At 60.9% G+C, this 17,620-nt stretch carries 15 protein-coding genes; 6 read left to right on the top strand and 9 right to left on the bottom strand.

The window, feature by feature from the left end:
- Window positions 1–55 precede the first annotated feature (55 nt).
- Window positions 56–622: an elongation factor P gene (efp, locus tag NAT23_RS09365; protein ID WP_251593826.1), complete on the bottom strand. Its 567-nt coding sequence runs from the start codon at window positions 620–622 to the stop codon at window positions 56–58.
- Between the two features lie 95 nt (window positions 623–717).
- Here efp and epmB point away from each other — a divergent pair, with 95 nt between their 5' ends.
- A complete protein-coding gene (epmB, locus tag NAT23_RS09370) occupies window positions 718–1,731 on the top strand; it encodes an EF-P beta-lysylation protein EpmB (protein ID WP_251927730.1) in 1,014 nt (337 codons plus the stop codon).
- On the opposite strand, the gene NAT23_RS09375 is transcribed toward epmB, so the two are convergent.
- From NAT23_RS09375 to pgi, 8 genes are all read right to left on the bottom strand, one after another.
- Complete coding sequence (locus NAT23_RS09375) at window positions 1,726–2,061, bottom strand: protealysin inhibitor emfourin (protein ID WP_251927732.1); 336 nt, start codon at window positions 2,059–2,061, stop codon at window positions 1,726–1,728. The two genes, epmB and NAT23_RS09375, sit on opposite strands and share 6 nt — an antisense overlap.
- 9 nt (window positions 2,062–2,070) lie before the next feature.
- Window positions 2,071–3,114 (bottom strand): M4 family metallopeptidase, encoded by a 1,044-nt coding sequence (locus NAT23_RS09380; RefSeq protein ID WP_251927734.1) that lies wholly within the window; start codon window positions 3,112–3,114, stop codon window positions 2,071–2,073.
- Between the two features lie 104 nt (window positions 3,115–3,218).
- Window positions 3,219–4,946 (bottom strand): HD domain-containing phosphohydrolase, encoded by a 1,728-nt coding sequence (locus NAT23_RS09385; protein ID WP_251927736.1) that lies wholly within the window; start codon window positions 4,944–4,946, stop codon window positions 3,219–3,221.
- Window positions 4,947–5,019: 73 nt separating this feature from the next.
- A complete protein-coding gene (serB, locus tag NAT23_RS09390) occupies window positions 5,020–6,246 on the bottom strand; it encodes a phosphoserine phosphatase SerB (protein ID WP_251927738.1) in 1,227 nt (408 codons plus the stop codon).
- 29 nt (window positions 6,247–6,275) lie between these two features.
- A complete protein-coding gene (parC, locus tag NAT23_RS09395; protein ID WP_251927740.1) occupies window positions 6,276–8,528 on the bottom strand; it encodes a DNA topoisomerase IV subunit A in 2,253 nt (750 codons plus the stop codon).
- A 141-nt stretch (window positions 8,529–8,669) separates the two neighbouring features.
- Entirely contained in the window at window positions 8,670–10,550 is a 1,881-nt protein-coding gene (gene parE, locus NAT23_RS09400) for a DNA topoisomerase IV subunit B (protein WP_251927742.1), read from the bottom strand.
- 13 nt (window positions 10,551–10,563) lie between these two features.
- The gene (locus NAT23_RS09405; protein ID WP_251927743.1) at window positions 10,564–11,184 is read right to left on the bottom strand and encodes a YqiA/YcfP family alpha/beta fold hydrolase; all 621 of its coding nucleotides are present in this window, start codon (window positions 11,182–11,184) and stop codon (window positions 10,564–10,566) included.
- A 130-nt stretch (window positions 11,185–11,314) separates the two neighbouring features.
- The gene (gene pgi / locus NAT23_RS09410; RefSeq protein WP_251927745.1) at window positions 11,315–12,970 is read right to left on the bottom strand and encodes a glucose-6-phosphate isomerase; all 1,656 of its coding nucleotides are present in this window, start codon (window positions 12,968–12,970) and stop codon (window positions 11,315–11,317) included.
- Between the two features lie 130 nt (window positions 12,971–13,100).
- On the opposite strand from pgi, the gene cmoA reads away from it, so the two are divergent.
- From cmoA to NAT23_RS09435, 5 genes are all read left to right on the top strand, one after another.
- Window positions 13,101–13,850: a carboxy-S-adenosyl-L-methionine synthase CmoA gene (cmoA, locus tag NAT23_RS09415; protein ID WP_251927746.1), complete on the top strand. Its 750-nt coding sequence runs from the start codon at window positions 13,101–13,103 to the stop codon at window positions 13,848–13,850.
- Complete coding sequence (cmoB, locus tag NAT23_RS09420; protein ID WP_251927747.1) at window positions 13,847–14,830, top strand: tRNA 5-methoxyuridine(34)/uridine 5-oxyacetic acid(34) synthase CmoB; 984 nt, start codon at window positions 13,847–13,849, stop codon at window positions 14,828–14,830. The genes cmoA and cmoB overlap by 4 nt, the downstream gene beginning before the upstream one ends.
- Before the next feature lie 127 nt (window positions 14,831–14,957).
- Window positions 14,958–15,539, top strand: coding sequence for an isochorismatase family protein (locus NAT23_RS09425; RefSeq protein ID WP_251927748.1), 582 nt, complete (start codon window positions 14,958–14,960; stop codon window positions 15,537–15,539).
- Window positions 15,523–16,506 (top strand): GlxA family transcriptional regulator, encoded by a 984-nt coding sequence (locus NAT23_RS09430; RefSeq protein WP_251927749.1) that lies wholly within the window; start codon window positions 15,523–15,525, stop codon window positions 16,504–16,506. The genes NAT23_RS09425 and NAT23_RS09430 overlap by 17 nt, the downstream gene beginning before the upstream one ends.
- Window positions 16,507–16,620: 114 nt before the next feature.
- Entirely contained in the window at window positions 16,621–17,592 is a 972-nt protein-coding gene (locus tag NAT23_RS09435; protein WP_251927750.1) for a ChuX/HutX family heme-like substrate-binding protein, read from the top strand.
- Window positions 17,593–17,620 lie beyond the last annotated feature (28 nt).

The following is a 17,620-nucleotide window of genomic DNA, read 5'->3' on the forward strand; positions in this document are numbered from 1 at the left end:
CTATGAAAACGCCGGGCACAAGGCCCGGCGTCGGTATGACATGCGGTACGCGTGCTCAGGCGCGACCGACGTACTCCGCAGAGCGGGTGTCAATCTTGAGCACTTCACCTTCATTGATGAACAGCGGCACACGAACGACCGCGCCGGTCGAAAGCGTGGCAGGCTTCGAGCCGCCGTTGGCGGTATCGCCCTTGAGACCCGGATCGGTTTCGGTCACTGTAAGCTCGATGAAGTTCGGCGGCGCGACCGAGATCGGGTTGTCGTTCCAGAGCGTGATGGTGTAGCTCACCTGCTCCTTCAACCACTTCTCGCTCTCACCCACGGCTTTCTTGTCCGCCGCGTACTGCTCGAACGAGCCGTCGGTCTTCATGAAGTGCCACATTTCGCCGTCGTTATAGAGATACTCCATGTCCAGGTCGAGCACGTCCGCCCCTTCGATGGATTCGCCGGACTTGAACGTGCGTTCCCAGACACGACCGGTCATCAGGTTACGCAGTTTGACCCGGTTGAACGCCTGGCCCTTGCCGGGTTTGACGAATTCGTTGTCGACGATGCTGCAGGGGTCGCCATCCAGCATGACTTTCAGACCGGACTTGAATTCGTTGGTAGAATAGTTCGCCATAATGCCTCGCTCGGGCCGATCATGGGATCGGCCATGACTCAGTGACTCGACGTCGATGCGTCGTTGAATGAATTCATGATGTTCAAAGTGTGCCGATGATAACCCGAACTGTCCCTCTCGTGCAGGTCCCTGCCGTCGATGACTGGCGAATTCAGCTCAAGCAGGCCTACCGCACTCCGGCTGCGCTGCTGGACGCGCTCGGCCTTCCGGCGACGTTAATGGCGGATGCAGGTCAAGGGCATGCCCTGTTCTCGACCCGCGTCCCGGAGGCTTACGCGCGCCGCATGCGACCGGGCGACCCGAACGACCCGCTGCTTAGGCAGGTGCTGCCGACTGGCCGTGAAACGGAACAGGTCGCAGGCTTCACCCAAGACCCGCTCGAGGAGGCCGAGCATACGCCGGCGCCCGGCATCATCCACAAATACCACGGGCGAGTGCTTTTCATCGTATCAGGCGCCTGCGCGGTCAACTGCCGATACTGTTTCCGGAGGCATTTTCCCTATGGGGAACACACCCTTTCCCAGGCGCAATGGGATGAATCACTCGAGTATTTAAGACGCGACACCAGCCTCAAAGAGGTCATTCTTTCCGGCGGTGACCCTCTTGTCGCACCGGACAACTACCTTGAAGCGCTGATCGATAAACTCGAGCGCATTCCACACCTCACCCGACTTCGCGTGCACACACGGCTGCCCGTGGTCATCCCCGACCGGGTCACCGAGCAATTAGTGAAGGTATTGACCTCAAGCCGACTCAAGCCGGTGATGGTGCTGCACATCAATCACGCCAACGAGATCGACGACGCCATGGCGCACGCGTGTCAGCGCCTGCGCGCAGCGGGTGTGACACTCTTGAACCAGAGCGTTCTGCTTGAGGGCGTCAACGACACCGTAGATGCTCTCGAGGCGCTGTCCGAACGGCTATTCGAAGTGGATGTTCGCCCCTACTATCTGCATGTGCTCGACAAGGTCGACGGCGCAGCCCACTTTCACGTCTCAGACACCAGGGCCCATGAGCTAATGGGCGCCCTTCAGACGAGACTGCCCGGTTTCCTGGTGCCGACACTCGCTCGCGAGGAACCCAATAGACCCAACAAGACCCGGCTATAGCGGCTCGATGCGCCCCTCTTCCCAAAGGGCTTTTACGCCCGCAGGCGCCGCGTCCTCGGGGACATTCAGCTCCTCATCCGGCGACGCCTCGCCGTCTCGGTCCTTGTAGAGACAGATTCGAAAATAGCGCTGATCACCCCGCCCAGGGGATGCCTCCCGGCCGATGCGCTCGCCTTCATTGAGCCAGTGACACAGCGCGTTCTGTTCATCGGAGCTGCATTCGACCACATCAAAAGTACGCGGACGCATTAACCCGGGCGCGGCAACCAGCCCGCCCTCTCGAGTGATGCAAACGCGTGTGAAACGGGATAAATCTTCAAAGCGAGTCATGAGCCCTCCTCAAGGCCCGATACCGACCTGTTTCCAACCGTTCATGACCGCTTCCGCCACCCGCTGGCCAAAGCGCTGCGTCGCGTGGGCCATCGTAAGCCCGGCGAAATCGATGAACTGGGCATCGCTTGCCAGCCGCTCGTCGGTCAATGTGTCGTACCAGATCTGGCCGGCGGTTTCCCAGCTGTTGCCACCCAGTTCCATCGCAATCAGATAGAACGCGTGGTTAGGGATGCCTGAATTGATGTGTACGCCGCCGTTGTCACTGCGCGTATTCACGAACTGATCCATGTGCGCAGGCTGCGGGTCCTTGCCAAGCATCGGGTCGTCGTAGGCCGTTCCCGGTGCGGACATCGAGCGCAGCGCCTTGCCGTTGACGCCTTCCGCCAGAAGATCCGCCCCGATCAGCCAGTCGGCCTGGGTCACGTCCTCACCGCGGGCGTACTGCTTGACCATGACGCCGAACACATCGGAAATCGACTCGTTCAGCGCCCCGGGCTGATCACGGTATTCAAGGCCCGCCGTCAGCTCCGTCACCCCGTGAGTCAGTTCGTGCGCCACGACGTCGAGCGCGCGGGTAAAGGGCAGGAACACCTCGCCATCGCCATCACCGAACACCATCTGTTCGCCGTTCCAGAACGCGTTCTGATACTCCTGGCCGTAATGAACGGTTCCCAACAACGCCATGCCCTCGCCATCGATCGAGTGACGGCCCATCACGTCATGAAAGAAACGGTAGGTCGCCCCGAGATCCTCGTAAGCCTCAACCACCTGCGGGTCGTCCAAGAGTGCCCCGCCTTCTTCAAGCACCAGCTCACCGGGCAGGCGCGTTTGATGATTGGCATCGAAGATATAGCGTGCCGGGGCGCCGGGGGCGCTATCGGGGTAATTCTGATGAATGAGGCTCGCCTTGGCCCGCGCCGACATCGGCTGGCGAAACTGCTGGTCGATCGACAGCGTGTTTTGTGCGCGTGATTTGAGATGGCCTGCGCCGTGGCGCGCCAGCGCGTCAAGCATGTGGGGTGGAATAACCGGTGCGTGCCGTGACGTCATGGAGGCGCCCCCTGAGCGTTGAGTGATCGGTCGTCGCCGAAGCGTCGATGGCGATCAGTCTAGTCAACCCAGGGGGATAACGCCCGCCCTTGCCTAGGCGGGACTCAGCGGGGAGTTAATGCGAAGGTATTAGGGTCGGCCGCCCCGCTCAAATCACCCAACTGGGGAAAATCGGCCTTCTTGATGATGTCATCCATGCGCATCTTGCGGCGCACGTTATACGCCACCTTGACCTGAGACGGCTGCCCCTCATCGTCGTGACGCATGATCCAGGCGAGAAACCCGTTTGAAAAACGCACCAGCGAGCCAATCGGATAGAACCCGAATCGCTTGATGTAACGGTTGACCCATTGGTTATCGAATTTCTCGGATTGGCTGAAAATGTAGCGGTAGGCATCGATCACCTGCCACGCCGGACGATCCGCGCGATTGCGGGTCATGGCGTCGATCACATCGACCACCGCCGCCATGCGCGCTTCATCGGAAAGCGACGCAGCGTCCACGCCCGCAGGATAACCATTACCATCCAGACGCTCATTGATGCGGCAGACAATGTCTCGATAGACCCCGTTTGGCCCTTCTTCATTACCGATCAGGCGCTGCTCGATCAGCGAGACATGGCGATGCAACTCACTGCGCTGCGCCTCGGTCAACTTGCCCTTGGCCATCAACACATCGTGAGGGAGCATGGCCTTGCCCATGTCATGAATCAGTGCCCCGGCGGCCATCTCGACCGCACGGGCCTTGGCAAGCCCACCGAACATGGCAAGATCGGCAAGCTTTACTGCAACCGTGATCGAGTGCATGACCAAGGGCGATTGCCCCCGAATGCAGGCCACTTTATAGAGCACGTCCTGCCGGTCGGTTTCAAGCAGCTCGACCAGCGTATTGGCGCAGGAGGCAAGCTGCTCGTAGTTGAAGGCACCGCCGTTTGAGAGATCGACCATCTGAATGTTCAGGTAGTCCGAGACCTGCTTGAGCGCCATGCCCGCTGCACAGGTCACCGTGCTTTTTTTGGGACTCAACTCAGGCACCGCCTGAACCTCACCGTTACTGGTCTGAAACAGCGGTGAAGGCCAAAGCGTGGAGCTTGTCTCATCGTCCTGTAGGTCGCGTCGAGCGGCTTCCCGCTCGATTTCACGCACGTACTGCCAAAGATTGCGCTCGAATTCCTGATAGGAGGCGGTGTATTGCAAACCGACCAGCGCCGTCATGTTTTCGGTATCACTTCGAAGGTGGCGCACCACACAGGGCGCATCAAAGGCCTCTTCGTTGGGAAAGATCGCCCGAACGACCGGAAGCGATTGCCCGACCTTCAAGAGCACGGCGTCTTTCAGCGCCATTTCGATCAGACACCCGCCGATCGAGAGGTTTTTGAGCACCGCCATCAAGGGCGGCAGATCCTCGCGAGTCTTTATCTTTACCTTGACGTACATGCCGGCGCTGAGCTGTGCCCGAAAAAAGCTGCGCTCTCTTACGATATTGAGCTGGGCTGGCATGTCGCAGACCACGCCGATATTGGCGCCCCGCGTAACCACCCGACCGGCCGTGAGGTCGTGGATCGAAATGGTTTCACTGGCGCGCCGGGCAATCAGCGAAAAGCGGCGGTTTTCTTCGGTAAGCTGTTTGATCGCTGAGCCGAGCGCCGAGATATCGAGTGCGAACACCTGGCGTTCGGTGTCGATATGGACAACGTCAACGGGGTGTCGATGGGCGTCGCCCTCAAGCTCGATGGTGATGTCGTAGGTCTTGCCGGTCAGGCCACTCAGGGTATCGGCAACGCGACCGGGAGAGACAATGTCGATGGAGCGCTGGTCGGTCGATGGGGTCATCCGTTATGCATCCTTTGAGGTAGACTGCCCGGAAACAGGGAATGACCTCATTATCGACGCGACCAACGAAAGCTTAAGGTGACTCGAGGGCCTCCAGATCCTGCCGGCGGTACCCGATCAAATACAGTACGGCGTCGAGCCCCAGCGTCGAAATCGACTGACGGGCCTGTTCGCGCACCAGCGGTTTTGCACGAAAGGCGATGCCAAGGCCGGCGGTCGCCAGCATCTTGAGATCGTTGGCGCCATCGCCGACAGCAATGGTCTGCTCGAGGCAAATGCCCTCACGCTCGGCAATCTCTGAAAGCAGTTGCGCCTTGCGGTCGGCATCGACGATCGGCTCGGCCACCTCGCCTGTTACCTTGCCATCCTGGATGATCAGCTCGTTGGCATGTACCTCATCAAAGCCCAGACGCTTTTGAAGGTAATGGGCAAAATAGGTAAAGCCCCCGGAGAGAATCGCGGTGCGATAGCCAAGGCGCTTGAGCTGGCGCATCAACTCCTCAACGCCATCCATCAGCGGCAGGTTCTCGGCGATGTCTTCGAGCACCGACTCATCCAGCCCCGCGAGCTTGCTCATCCGCGCGCGAAAGCTCTGCTTGAAATCGAGCTCACCGCGCATGGCACGCTCGGTAATTTCCGCCACCTCGTCACCCACGCCATGGCGCCGAGCGAGCTCATCGATCACTTCGGTCTTGATCAGGGTCGAGTCCATGTCAAAGCAGATCACACGCCGGTGCCGTCGCCAGATGCTGTCTTCCTGAATGGCAATATCGACACCGTGAGTGCTGCCCACATCCAGCGCCACGCGGCGAAGACCATCGATATCCACCTCGCCACGCAACCAGATCTCGACACAGGCGCCCTTTTCCGTGACCTCGCCATCGAGCGACTCTCGCCCGGACAGACGATGAATCAATTCGATGGTCAGATCATGGGCCGCCGTCATGCGGCCAACCTCGCTCAACACCTGCGCCGGAAGCGTCGGTGCCAGAAGCGTCATGATCAACCTCGGCCGACCGGCGTTGTCACTCCAGCCGGCATAATCCTCGGGAGAGACCTGCACCGCCTGAATCGCAAGGCCGGTTCGTTCGCTGGCATGGTCGATCATGCCGGTCAGCGCCTCGGGCTGGGCGTAGTCGTCCTCGAGCGCCACCAGCGCCTCGAGGGTGACGATATCAAACGTCACGCTTTGATTGATGTCCAAAAGCCGGGCGCCGGCCAGCGCCAGCGCCTCACCCAAGGCCGCAAGTTGGCCCGGACGGGCGCTGCCCGTCGCTCTGAAAAGCAGTCGTTGTGTCATGGCAGTTCCTGAGTTCACTCCGTGAGCGCTTACGACTCGGCATCGAGCCGGTCGACCTTCTGAAACCCCTTGGGCAGCTTGCTGCCCCGGCGTCCGCGCTCACCTTGATAATAATCGAGATCATCGCCCTTGAGCGTCATGGTCCGCTTGCCGGCATGCACCTTGAGCACACCGCCCTCCGGCACGATGACCATATCGCGGACAAGCTCTTCGCGATTGGTGGCCCGAGTGCCTGGAATATCGATCATCTTGCTGCCCTTGCCCTTGGTCATCGCCGGCAGCTCGCTTAACGCAAACAGCAGCAGTCGACCTTCATTCGACACAAGCGCCAGACGAGACCGCTCGGTTTCAAGCGCCCGACACGGCGGCAGTATCGCGCAGCCCTTGGGCAGCGTCACGACCGCCTTGCCTGCCTTGTTGCGCCCGGTCATGTCACCTAGCGTGGTAATAAAACCATACCCTGCGTCAGAGGCCAGCACGTAGCGGGTCTCTGGAGCATCCAGCAGCACGGCCTCCATCTGCGCGCCCGAGGGCGGGGTAACACGGCCGGTCACCGGCTCACCCTGCCCTCGCGCCGACGGTAGATCGTGGGCGGAGAGTGTGTAGGCGCGCCCATTGTCATCCAGCAATACCAACGGCTGATTGGTCTTGCCTCGGGCGTAGCGATGGAAGCGGTCACCCGACTTGAACGAGAGACTCGCAGGGTCGATATCGTGACCTTTCGCCGAGCGAATCCAGCCCTTCTCAGAGAGCACCACCGTGACCGGGTCGGCGCCCAGCAGTTCGACTTCGGACAACGCCTTGGCGTCATCACGTTCGACCAACAGTGACCGGCGCTCATCGCCGTAGGCCTTGCCGTCAGCCTTGAGTTCCTTCTCGATCAGATCGGTCAGTGCGTCTTCACTGCCCAGCAATTGCTCGAGCCGGTCGCGCTCGGCCATCAGCTCCTCCTGCTCGGCGCGAAGCTTGATTTCCTCGAGCTTGGCCAGATGACGAAGCCTCAGCTCGAGAATGGCCTCGGCCTGGCGCTCGCTGAGGCCAAACGCGGCAATCAATGCAGGTTTTGGCGCATCTTCCTCGCGGATGATGCGAATCACCTCGTCGATATTAAGGTGCGCGGTCAAGAGCCCTTCGAGCAGATGAAGGCGATCGTTGACCTTGCCAAGGCGATGTTCGAGCCTTCGCGTCACGGTCTGGCGACGGTAGCTCAGCCACTCATCGAGCAGATCCGGCAGCGCCATGACCCGAGGCCGACCATCAAGGCCGATCATGTTCATGTTGACCCGCGCGTTCTTCTCAAGATCCGTGGTGGCGAACAGGTGCGCCATCAACGCATCGACATCGACCCGATTCGAGCGCGGCACGATCACCAGCCGCGTCGGCTCGGCGTGGTCGGATTCATCGCGAAGATCCGCAACCATCGGCAGCTTCTTGGCCTGCATTTGGGCCGCGATCTGCTCAAGCACCTTGGCCCCGGAGACCTGATACGGCAGCGCCTTGATCACGATGTCGTTGTCTTCTCGCTCGAACCGAGCCCGCATCTTGACCGAGCCCCGACCGGTCGAATACATCTTCACGAGATCGGCGCGCGAGGTGATGATTTCCGCACTGGTTGGAAAGTCCGGCGCAGGCAGGTGCTTGCAGAGCGATTCAAGCGTACAGCCCGGATGACGCAGGCGATGAATGACCGCCTTGACCACTTCGCGTACGTTGTGCGGCGGAATGTCGGTCGCCATGCCAACCGCAATGCCGGAGCCACCATTGAGCAGCACATGCGGCAGGCGCGCGGGCAGCACTTCAGGCTCGTTCATGGTGCCGTCGAAGTTTGGCGTCCAATCGACCGTGCCCTGGCCGAGCTCGTCGAGCAGCACCTCTGAAAAGCGCGACAACCGCGCTTCGGTGTAGCGCATGGCCGCGAACGACTTTGGATCGTCCGGGCTGCCCCAGTTGCCCTGCCCGTCCACCAGCGGGTAGCGGTAGCTGAAGGACTGCGCCATCAGCACCATCGCTTCATAGCACGCGCTGTCGCCGTGCGGATGGAACTTGCCGAGCACATCGCCCACAGTACGCGCTGATTTCTTGTACTTCGCCGAAGCGCTGAGCGAGAGCTCCCGCATGGCGTACACGATGCGGCGCTGCACGGGTTTAAGCCCGTCGCCGATGTGGGGCAGCGCTCGATCAAGGATGACGTACATGGAGTAATCCAGGTACGCCTTTTCGGTATAACTTCCAAGAGAAAGACGTTCGACGTCGCCCTCCTGCACATGAATATCCATGCTCATTGAGTTCATGCCTTGTTGGTCAAGCCTCGATCACCGGACTCAGGGTCCGGCGCCGCAGGATGTCGAAACTGGGTTAGCGGTACCGAGCCGTCCCGGCCAGAGGAAGGCGGCCATGGCACCCGGTGTCCGAAAGATGCGCCGTTAAAGTTCGATGTCGGCCATATTGCCGTAGCTCTCGAGCCAGGCCCGACGATCCGCCGAGCGCTTCTTGGCCAGTAGCTTGTCCAGAATGGCGTCGGTCTGATCGCCCGCCTCGCGGGTAAGCTGAACAAGTCGTCGGGTGTCCGCGGCCATGGTGGTTTCTCGAAGCTGGAGCGGGCTCATCTCGCCAAGCCCCTTGAAACGCTGGACGTTGGGCGTGCCGCGCTTGCCTTCAAGCTTTGCAAGAATCGCGCTTTTTTCGCTTTCATCGAGGGCGTAATGCACTTCCTTGCCCAGATCGATCCGATACAGCGGCGGCATGGCCACGAACACATGGCCGGCATCGACCAGCGCCGGGAAATGACGCACGAACAGTGCGCACAAGAGCGTTGCGATGTGAAGGCCGTCCGAATCGGCATCGGCCAGGATGCACACCTTGTGATAGCGCAGTTTCTCAAGGTCCGGACTTCCGGGGTCAAGGCCGAGCGCCACGGCGATGTCATGGATTTCCTGCGATGCGAGCACGTCGTGGGAGTCAACCTCCCAGGTGTTCATGATCTTGCCCTTGAGCGGCAGAATCGCCTGAGTGTCGCGGTCGCGCGCCTGCTTGGCGCTGCCGCCGGCGCTGTCCCCCTCGACCAGAAACAGCTCGCTGCGCGCTGGGTCCTGACCACTGCAATCGGCAAGCTTTCCGGGCAGCGCCGGCCCCTGCGTGACCTTTTTACGGGCGACTTTCTTGGAGGACCGCATACGGCGCTGGGCGGCACTGATCACAAGCTCGGCAATCGCCTCACCGTCGGCGGTATGCTCGTTGAGCCACAGTGAGAAGGCGTCCTTGACCACCGCGGACACGAACGCCGCCACACTTCGAGACGACAGCCGTTCCTTGGTCTGGCCGGCGAACTGCGGGTCGTGCATCTTGACCGACAGCACGAAGGCGCAGCGCTCCCAGATGTCGTCGCCGGTCAACTTCACGTTCTTGGGAAGAAGACCGCGGTAGTCGCAGAAATCACGTAGCGCGTCGACCAGCCCGCTTCGAAAGCCGTTGACGTGGGTGCCGCCAAGGGGGGTCGGAATCAGGTTGACGTAGGACTCGAGCAATCCGTCGCCGCCTTCGGGCAACCACTGAATGGCCCAGTCGACCGCGTGAGACTCATCCTCGAAACTGCCCATGAACGGCGCGCTCGGCACCACCTCATAGCCATCGGTGGCCTGAGTGAGGTAATCCCGCAGACCGGCCTCGAACTGCCAGACCGTTTCGCTGCCGTCGGTGTCGACCAGCGTGACCTTGAGGCCCGGGCACAGCACGGCCTTGGCTCTGAGCAGATGGGAAAGCCTGGGCACCGAGACCTTGGCCACATCGAAATAGCCTGCTTCCGGCCAGAAACGTACGGTTGTACCCGTGGTTTTCTTGGGGCAGGTGCCAATCTGGTGCAGTTCTTCGGCTTTCTCGCCCTTCTCGAAAGCAATCGACTGCCGGATGCCACCGCGAAAGACCTCGACTTCAAGCCGGGTCGACAGCGCGTTGACCACCGATACCCCGACGCCGTGCAGACCGCCCGAAAAGCGGTAGTTGGAGGTCGAGAACTTACCGCCGGCGTGCAGGCGAGTAAGGATCAGCTCGATGCCGCTCACACCGTGCTCGGGGTGAATATCGGTCGGCATGCCGCGACCGTCGTCGCTGACCTCGATGCCCCCATCGTCCATCAGCCGAATGGTGATCTCGTGGGCATGCCCGGCCAGCGCCTCATCGACACTGTTATCAACGACTTCCTGAACCAGATGGTTCGGACGAGAGGTTTCGGTGTACATCCCAGGGCGTTTTCTGACGGGCTCGAGCCCCGAAAGCACCTCGATGGCACTGGCACTGTATTCGCTCATGACTTCCAGATGATTAAGACAAACATTGATTGATGGCGTCCTGACTCACGCGCAAGCCGCCGTGGGCGAGCACCTCGGGCAGAAACTCCGCGTAGCGGTCAAGCCCGTGCGTATCGCCTTCGCTGATCAATACACGCGCGCCGTTCAAAAAAGCCTCGGCGTCACGGTAATCCAGCGTTTCATCAGCGGTACCGAAAAGGGTCAGGCAGCGCTCGATTGCCGCGGGCCGTTCGAGCTCCATCGCGGCAAGCGCCTGCTCGAAACGCTCGGTAACGACGCAGATATCGCCGGTGTAGGGGTTTTCGTGCTCGGTGCCGACCCAGGCCCTGGCCAGGCGAGACGGCCGTACCGCCGGGTTGATCAGGGCAAGTGCAGCCACATCGAAGCGGCTTGCCAAATAGAGACCCAAGAACCCACCCAACGAACTGCCAACGATCAGCGTGCGCCCGTTCAAGGCCTTGAGTTCAGCCTCGGCAGTGGCGTAGGCCCTGTCCGGGTCCGGCACCAGGTACGGTGCGCGAAACTCAGGGCAAGGCGTTGCCTGCTCGCAGGCCCTGCGCGTCAACGTGCATTTATGGGCCGTTGGATGACTGTTGAAGCCATGCAGATAGAGCACATTATCGACAGCATGCATGATGTCCACCCTCACGCTCTTTGGTCGAATACTGTACATGCAAACAGCACTTTTATACAACAGACCGCTGTGTTGGCAGCGGTCTGAAGGTGCCTGACGGCACGTCTGGTTCGCCGATCACCGGCCGGGCTCAGCCGCGGTCAGTGTGGGCCCAGACGGTGTCGATCAAATGACGGGTGGAGGCGTCCATCGCATCGCTGCCCTTGCGGGTGCGCAGGATTTCCTCGGTCTCGTTGGCAATCTGCTTGCCAAGCTCGACGCCCCACTGGTCGAAGGAATCGATGTTCCAGACGGTGCCCTGAACGAACACCTTGTGCTCGTAGAGTGCGACCAGTGCCCCGAGCGTTTCCGGCGTGAGCTGCTCGATCAGAAGCGTCGAGGACGGCTGGTTGCCCTGATACCGCTTGTAGGCCGGCGCGTCCTGATTTCCCCCGCTGACCGCATCGTCACCGAGCATCAGTACGCGAGACTGGGCAAAGCAGTTAGACAGCGACAGGCGGTGCTGGGCTTTCAGGTCCTGACGCAGCTCTTCGTCTTCGATGTAATCGTAGCGCTCGATCGGAACGATAAAGTCACAGGCCACTGACTGCGTTCCCTGGTGCAGCAGCTGATAGAACGCGTGCTGACCGTTCGGACCGATCTCGCCCCAGATGACCGGGCAGGTCGAGTAGTCCACCAGCTCAGTGTCGTTGGTGACGGACTTCCCGTTGGATTCCATCTCGAGCTGCTGGAAATAGCCCGGCAGCGACTTGAGTCGACCGTCGTAGGGCAGTACCGCCAGCGAGCGGATATTCAGGAAGTTAACGTTCCAGATGCCAGCCAGACCGAACAGCACCGGCAGGTTGTCCTCGAGCGGCGCGGTACGGAAGTGCTCGTCCATTGAATGCGCGCCTGCCAGCAGGCGCTCGAAGCCTTCCATGCCGATGTGCAGCGCGATCGGAAGCCCGATACCGCTCCAGAGCGAATAACGGCCGCCCACCCAGTCCCAGAACAAAAGCTGGTGGTTCTCGTGAATGCCCCACTCGCTCATTTTCTCCGGCTTGGTCGATACGCCGATGAAGTGCTGCTGCTTGATGAACGCTTCCTTGGAGCCTTTCAGCGACCACTTGAGCCACTCGAGCGCCGTTTCGGCGTTCGACAGGGTGTCGATGGTGCCAAAGGATTTCGAGGACAGAATGAACAGCGTGGTTTCCGGGTCGACCTTCGGCAACAGCTCCGCAAGCTGGGAACCGTCGATGGTCGAGGCGAAATGCACGTTCACGTGGTGGATGTCGCGCGGGGCGAACGCATCAAGGGCGTTGGAGACCATCAGCGGGCCGAGGTCGGAGCCGCCCACACCGAGGTTGATCACGTCGGTGACCGGCTTGCCGGTCGCACCGCGCCACTGGCCGGCGTGAACCTTATCGACCAGCACGGCCATGCGCTCGAGCGTTTCATGCACGTCAGCGGCCACGTTCTGGCCTTCCACGCGCAGCTCGGCGTCCTTCGGCAGGCGAAGCGCAGTATGCAGCGCCGGGCGATCTTCGGTCTTGTTGACCCGCTCTCCGGAAAAGAGCCCCTTGATGGCCTCCTTCATGCCGCTTTCTTCTGCAAGCGCCAGCAGGTGCTCGAGGGTCTTGGGCTGCATGCGCTGCTTGGACATGTCCAGCATGATGCCGGCCGCGCGCTTGGAAAACGTCTCAAAGCGCGCATCCTGCGCGATCAGGTCGCGCAGGTGAACGTCTTTCATATCCTGATGGTAATGGGTTTCAAGTGCCTGCCAGGCACGTGTTTCACGAATCGACATTAAAGGTGCTCTCCTTGGACGTGCAGCAGGGAAGCCGTCAGCGTAGACTAGGGTCATTGACCCCATGTGACGGACGCCATCAATGGCGTTTCCCGTAATTCATTCCATATCTTAGGTATCATTTAGTCCTATGCCTGAGCCATCTTACCGCGACGCGCTCTTTACGACACCCCTCGACGAGGTTGCGAGTTTCTCGTTCGACGAGCAGGTCGTCCAATGCTTTCCTGACATGATCCGGCGATCAGTGCCCGGTTACGGCCAGATCATCGGCATGATCGGCGTCGTTGCCAAACGGTTCGTGCCCGAAGGCGGCCATATTCACGATCTCGGCTGTTCGCTCGGGGCCTGCACACTGGCCATCTGCCAGCAGCTTCCGCCCGAGGCGTTCACGCTCGATGCCATCGATCTCTCACCGGCCATGATCGCCCGTGCCCGTGACACGCTCGCGTCACATCACCCGATGCATCGCGTTCAGCTACGCGAGGGTGACATACGCTACATCGACTACGCCCCAAGCGACATGATCGTTTTGAACTTCACGCTGCAATTTCTGCCGCCCGAGGAACGCGACGCCGTGATCGCTCTTCTGGCCGAGGCCTTGAAACCCGGTGGTGTGCTGGTGTTGTCCGAGAAGGTTCGATTCGACAACGAGGACGCCGAACGGCTGTTGTTCGACCTGCACCACGATTTCAAGCGCGCCAATGGCTACAGCGACATGGAAATCAGCCAGAAGCGCAGCGCGCTCGAGGACGTCATGATCACGGATTCGATGTCGACCCACATTGACCGGCTGGAGCGTGCCGGCCTGGTCGGCGTGACCCCCTGGTTTCAACACCTGAACTTCGCCTCGCTCCTCGCCTTCAAGCCGGAGGCCGCATGACGCTCTCCAAACGCGAGCAGGCGCTGTATCAGGCCGTGCTCGATCAGGAACTGCCAACCTGGCTTGCCCGCCTGCCCGACCAGCTCGCCCACGGCCTCGACACCCGTCGCCACGGCGACCTGCCCGGCTGGCTGCGTATTCTCGACAAGTTTCCGGCGCTCGACGGCGTGCGCATCGATTTGAACGCGCCCCACGTCACCATCGACGCTGCCCTGCCGGACGGGCTTCAAACGCGCTGCCACAACCTGCTGCAGGCGCTGGCCCCCTGGCGCAAGGGGCCGTACCGCGTCGGCACTACGGTGATCGACACCGAATGGCGCTCGGACTGGAAATGGGACCGCCTCGCCCCGCATTTGAGCGATCTGACCCACCGACGAGTGCTCGATGTCGGCGGCGGGAACGGCTACCACGGCTTCCGCATGGCCGGCGCCGGCGCCGCCTTCGTGCTGGTCATCGACCCCTCGCCGCGCTTTTACTGCCAGTTCCACGCCATCAAACAGCTCATGGGCACTCACGCGCCCAACGTGCACTTCATTCCTGTTGGCATCGAAGACGTGCCCACAGGCCTTGCCAGTTTCGACACCACCTTCTCGATGGGCGTGCTCTACCACCGCCGCTCGCCCCTCGATCACCTGCTCGAACTGAGGGATACGCTGCGCCCCGGGGGTGAACTGGTGCTGGAGACGCTGGTGGTCGAAGGCGATGAAAATACGGTTTTAGTGCCGGGCGAGCGCTACGCGCAGATGCCCAACGTCTACTTCCTGCCCTCCTCCAGGGCGCTCGCACACTGGCTTAAGCGCTGCGGCTTCAGCAACGTACGGGTCGTCGATGAAGCACCGACCTCACTTGAGGAACAGCGCGCCACCGACTGGATGACCTATCAATCGCTCAAGGACTTTCTCGACCCAGAAGACCCCACTCGCACGGTCGAAGGCCACCCTGCCCCCCGCCGCGCAGTGGTGATCGCCGAGCGTGACTGAGCAAAGCGCCTTCGGACATGACTCGAAACGCCCGCTCTTGTGCTGCGGGCGTCCGTTCTTGAGCACGTATATCCATCATGATGAGACCTCACCCCCACAGCCGTTCAGGTCACGTCAGGAGCGCCTCATGAACACTGCCCTATTGATCATCGATGCCCAGGTATCCTTCACATCTCGGCCTTTCTGGGATCAGCAACTTGCCGATTGCTGGATAGGCAAGCAGCAGACACTGTTGGATGCCGCAACCCTCGCCGGTATTCCTATCGTTGCGATCTTTCACACCGCACCAGAAAGCGGCGGCCCCTTCGATCCCGTCAACGGCCAGATATGCCCACTTGGTGAGTTGTCATTCACACCGGCCGTTAGCCTGACCAAAACAGCACACAACGCCTTTACCGACACCGGCCTAGATCGCTTCCTGAGACAGCGCAACATCACCCGCCTGCTCATCAGTGGTATTCGAACGGAGCAGTGCTGCGAAACCACTGCACGAGTTGCAAGCGACCTGGGGTATGATGTCGACTTCATCAGTGACGCCACGCTGACCTTCCCCATGACACGGGGTGGGCACACGTATTCCGCCGAGGCCATTCGCGCTCACACCGAACTCGCACTCGAGGGCCGCTTTGCGCGCATCCTTACAGTATCGACCGTGTGCAGTACGCTGGAACAATACATCGACGAACCGGAGCATGAGCGTGTCGGCTGAGCCCAAGCCACCTAGAATTTCGATTTTAATGTTGCCCGGTCAGGTGCCTCTGGACCTGGCCGGGCCGTTGCAGGTTTTTTTGAGCGCGGCCTCTCACGATAAAGAACTCACGCTTCGCTTTATCGGCCCCCATGCCTCAATCGACTGGTTCGGCGGCCTGTCACTTTCGGGCATTGCGCCGCTGCCCGAAACACTCGAGGAAACAGACCTCCTGATCGTGCCCGGCCACGACCGCACATACCTCGACCCCGCAACGCGCAACGCCTGCCTTTACTGGCTCAAACACAACGCTTGGTACGCGGCCACCATCATGGCGGTGTGTTCGGGTGCCCTGCTTCTGGGGCAGGCCGGACTTCTTGACGGCCACCGCTGCACCACACACCACCGGCTGCGCGAAACGTTGCGCGCGCTTGCCCCAAAGGCACTCATTCAGGACGACTGTATTTTTGTCGAGGATCGCCGCGTACTGACCAGCGCCGGCATTTCAACCGGCATCGATACCGCCCTCTATTGGGTTCAGCGCACGCTCGGCGCTCGAATTGCAATGGCAGTGGCTCGGGATATGGTGCTCTACCTGCGCCGAAGCGGTCAGGAGCCCCAATTGAGCCCATGGCTTGAAGGGCGAAATCACGTACATGAACGCTTGCACCGGCTTCAGGACGAGCTTTGCAGCACCCTCGCTCACCCCTGGACGCTCGAAGCCATGTCTGAAAACACCTGTATGAGCCCGCGCCAACTGACCCGACTATTCACTCAGCACACCGGCTTTTCACCTCATTCGTGGCTGACCCGGCTCAGGCTGGCGCAGGCGCGCCAGTTGATTCTAGAAACAAAGCGTCCGATCGAACGCATCGCCGACGACGTTGGCTTGACGCCACGTCAGCTTCGTCGACAGTGGCAGCAGCACTTTGAGACCTCGCCAAGTGCGCTTCGTACAACGCTTGAGCCGCAGGTCGACCCTACATAACGCGCCTTTTTGCAGATGAACCTTGACGGCGCGACATTAATTGATAAAAATTCTCATTACCAAATGACATAATCTCCAGATCGTACGCGCCACGCTGTGGCGGGAGGGCCTTGCATGAACGACACCATCGCACTGCGCGCGGCCTATCATGAAGCGCGTCTTCGCGCACCGCACTGGGACAGTTACCGCCTGGCACAGGCCCTCGGCGTAAGCGAGGGGCGTTTGATGGCGGCCCGGCTCGATGACACCGAGACCCTGGGGGAAGAGGTTCACGGCCTTTCGCTTACCCCGTGCGATCTGGCGCTGGCCCTGCCCCGCTTGGGTCATCTGAGCATCAGCACCCGCAGCCGGTACGCCACCCTGACAAGTCATACCCAGCGAATGACGGTGCGTGGCAACGAGCAAAGCGCGGCGTTGTCGGCGCATAATGGCCTTACCATGCAGTGGCTGTTACCCCACTGGCACTGGGCATGCCTGCGTCGGCGCTTTCAGGGGCGCTTTACCGAAGGCTGGGTGCTTCAGGTATTCGACCGCTTCGGAACAGCACTGCACACCTTGCACGGGCTCGATCTTCAAGCAACCGGTTGGTCGTGGCTTCTGGATAAAACGCTCGATCAGGTGCCGACCTTCGTTCAACGCATTGCCGCACCGGCGCGACAGATGGCTCACGCTCAAATACTCAAGACATGGCCCACGGTGCAGCACGATAACGACTATCGCGCCCTGCTGGAGCAAAGTGGCCTGAGCGCGCTTGAGCTCGATCGTGTCCTGGAAGGCCAGTACAGCCGGCAGTGCAGCCCGAACGACGTCGCACACCTTGTAGACCGATCGGTATCTAGCGCCCGCTGCGCTGAATTCCTTCTGCCGACCGCCGCCGGAGTGCACCGGCACACCGCACGGCTGTCGCATTCGAGCCGCACGCGCACCCATTGGGATCTGGGCAGTGACGACGTTCGCCTGACCCTCGATATGACCGCGCTTTCTAGCCTTTGGCAGATCCAGGGCGGCGCGGCAGGCAACGACGCGCGTATTGATGCCTTCGATGGTGAAGGCGCGTTGATGGCCTCGCTGCGTTTGAGTGCGTAACCGCTCAATACGCACTCCGGCGCCTTGA

It is taken from the genome of Larsenimonas salina (genome assembly GCF_023736155.1).
GTDB classification, from domain to species: Bacteria; Pseudomonadota; Gammaproteobacteria; order Pseudomonadales; family Halomonadaceae; genus Larsenimonas; species Larsenimonas salina.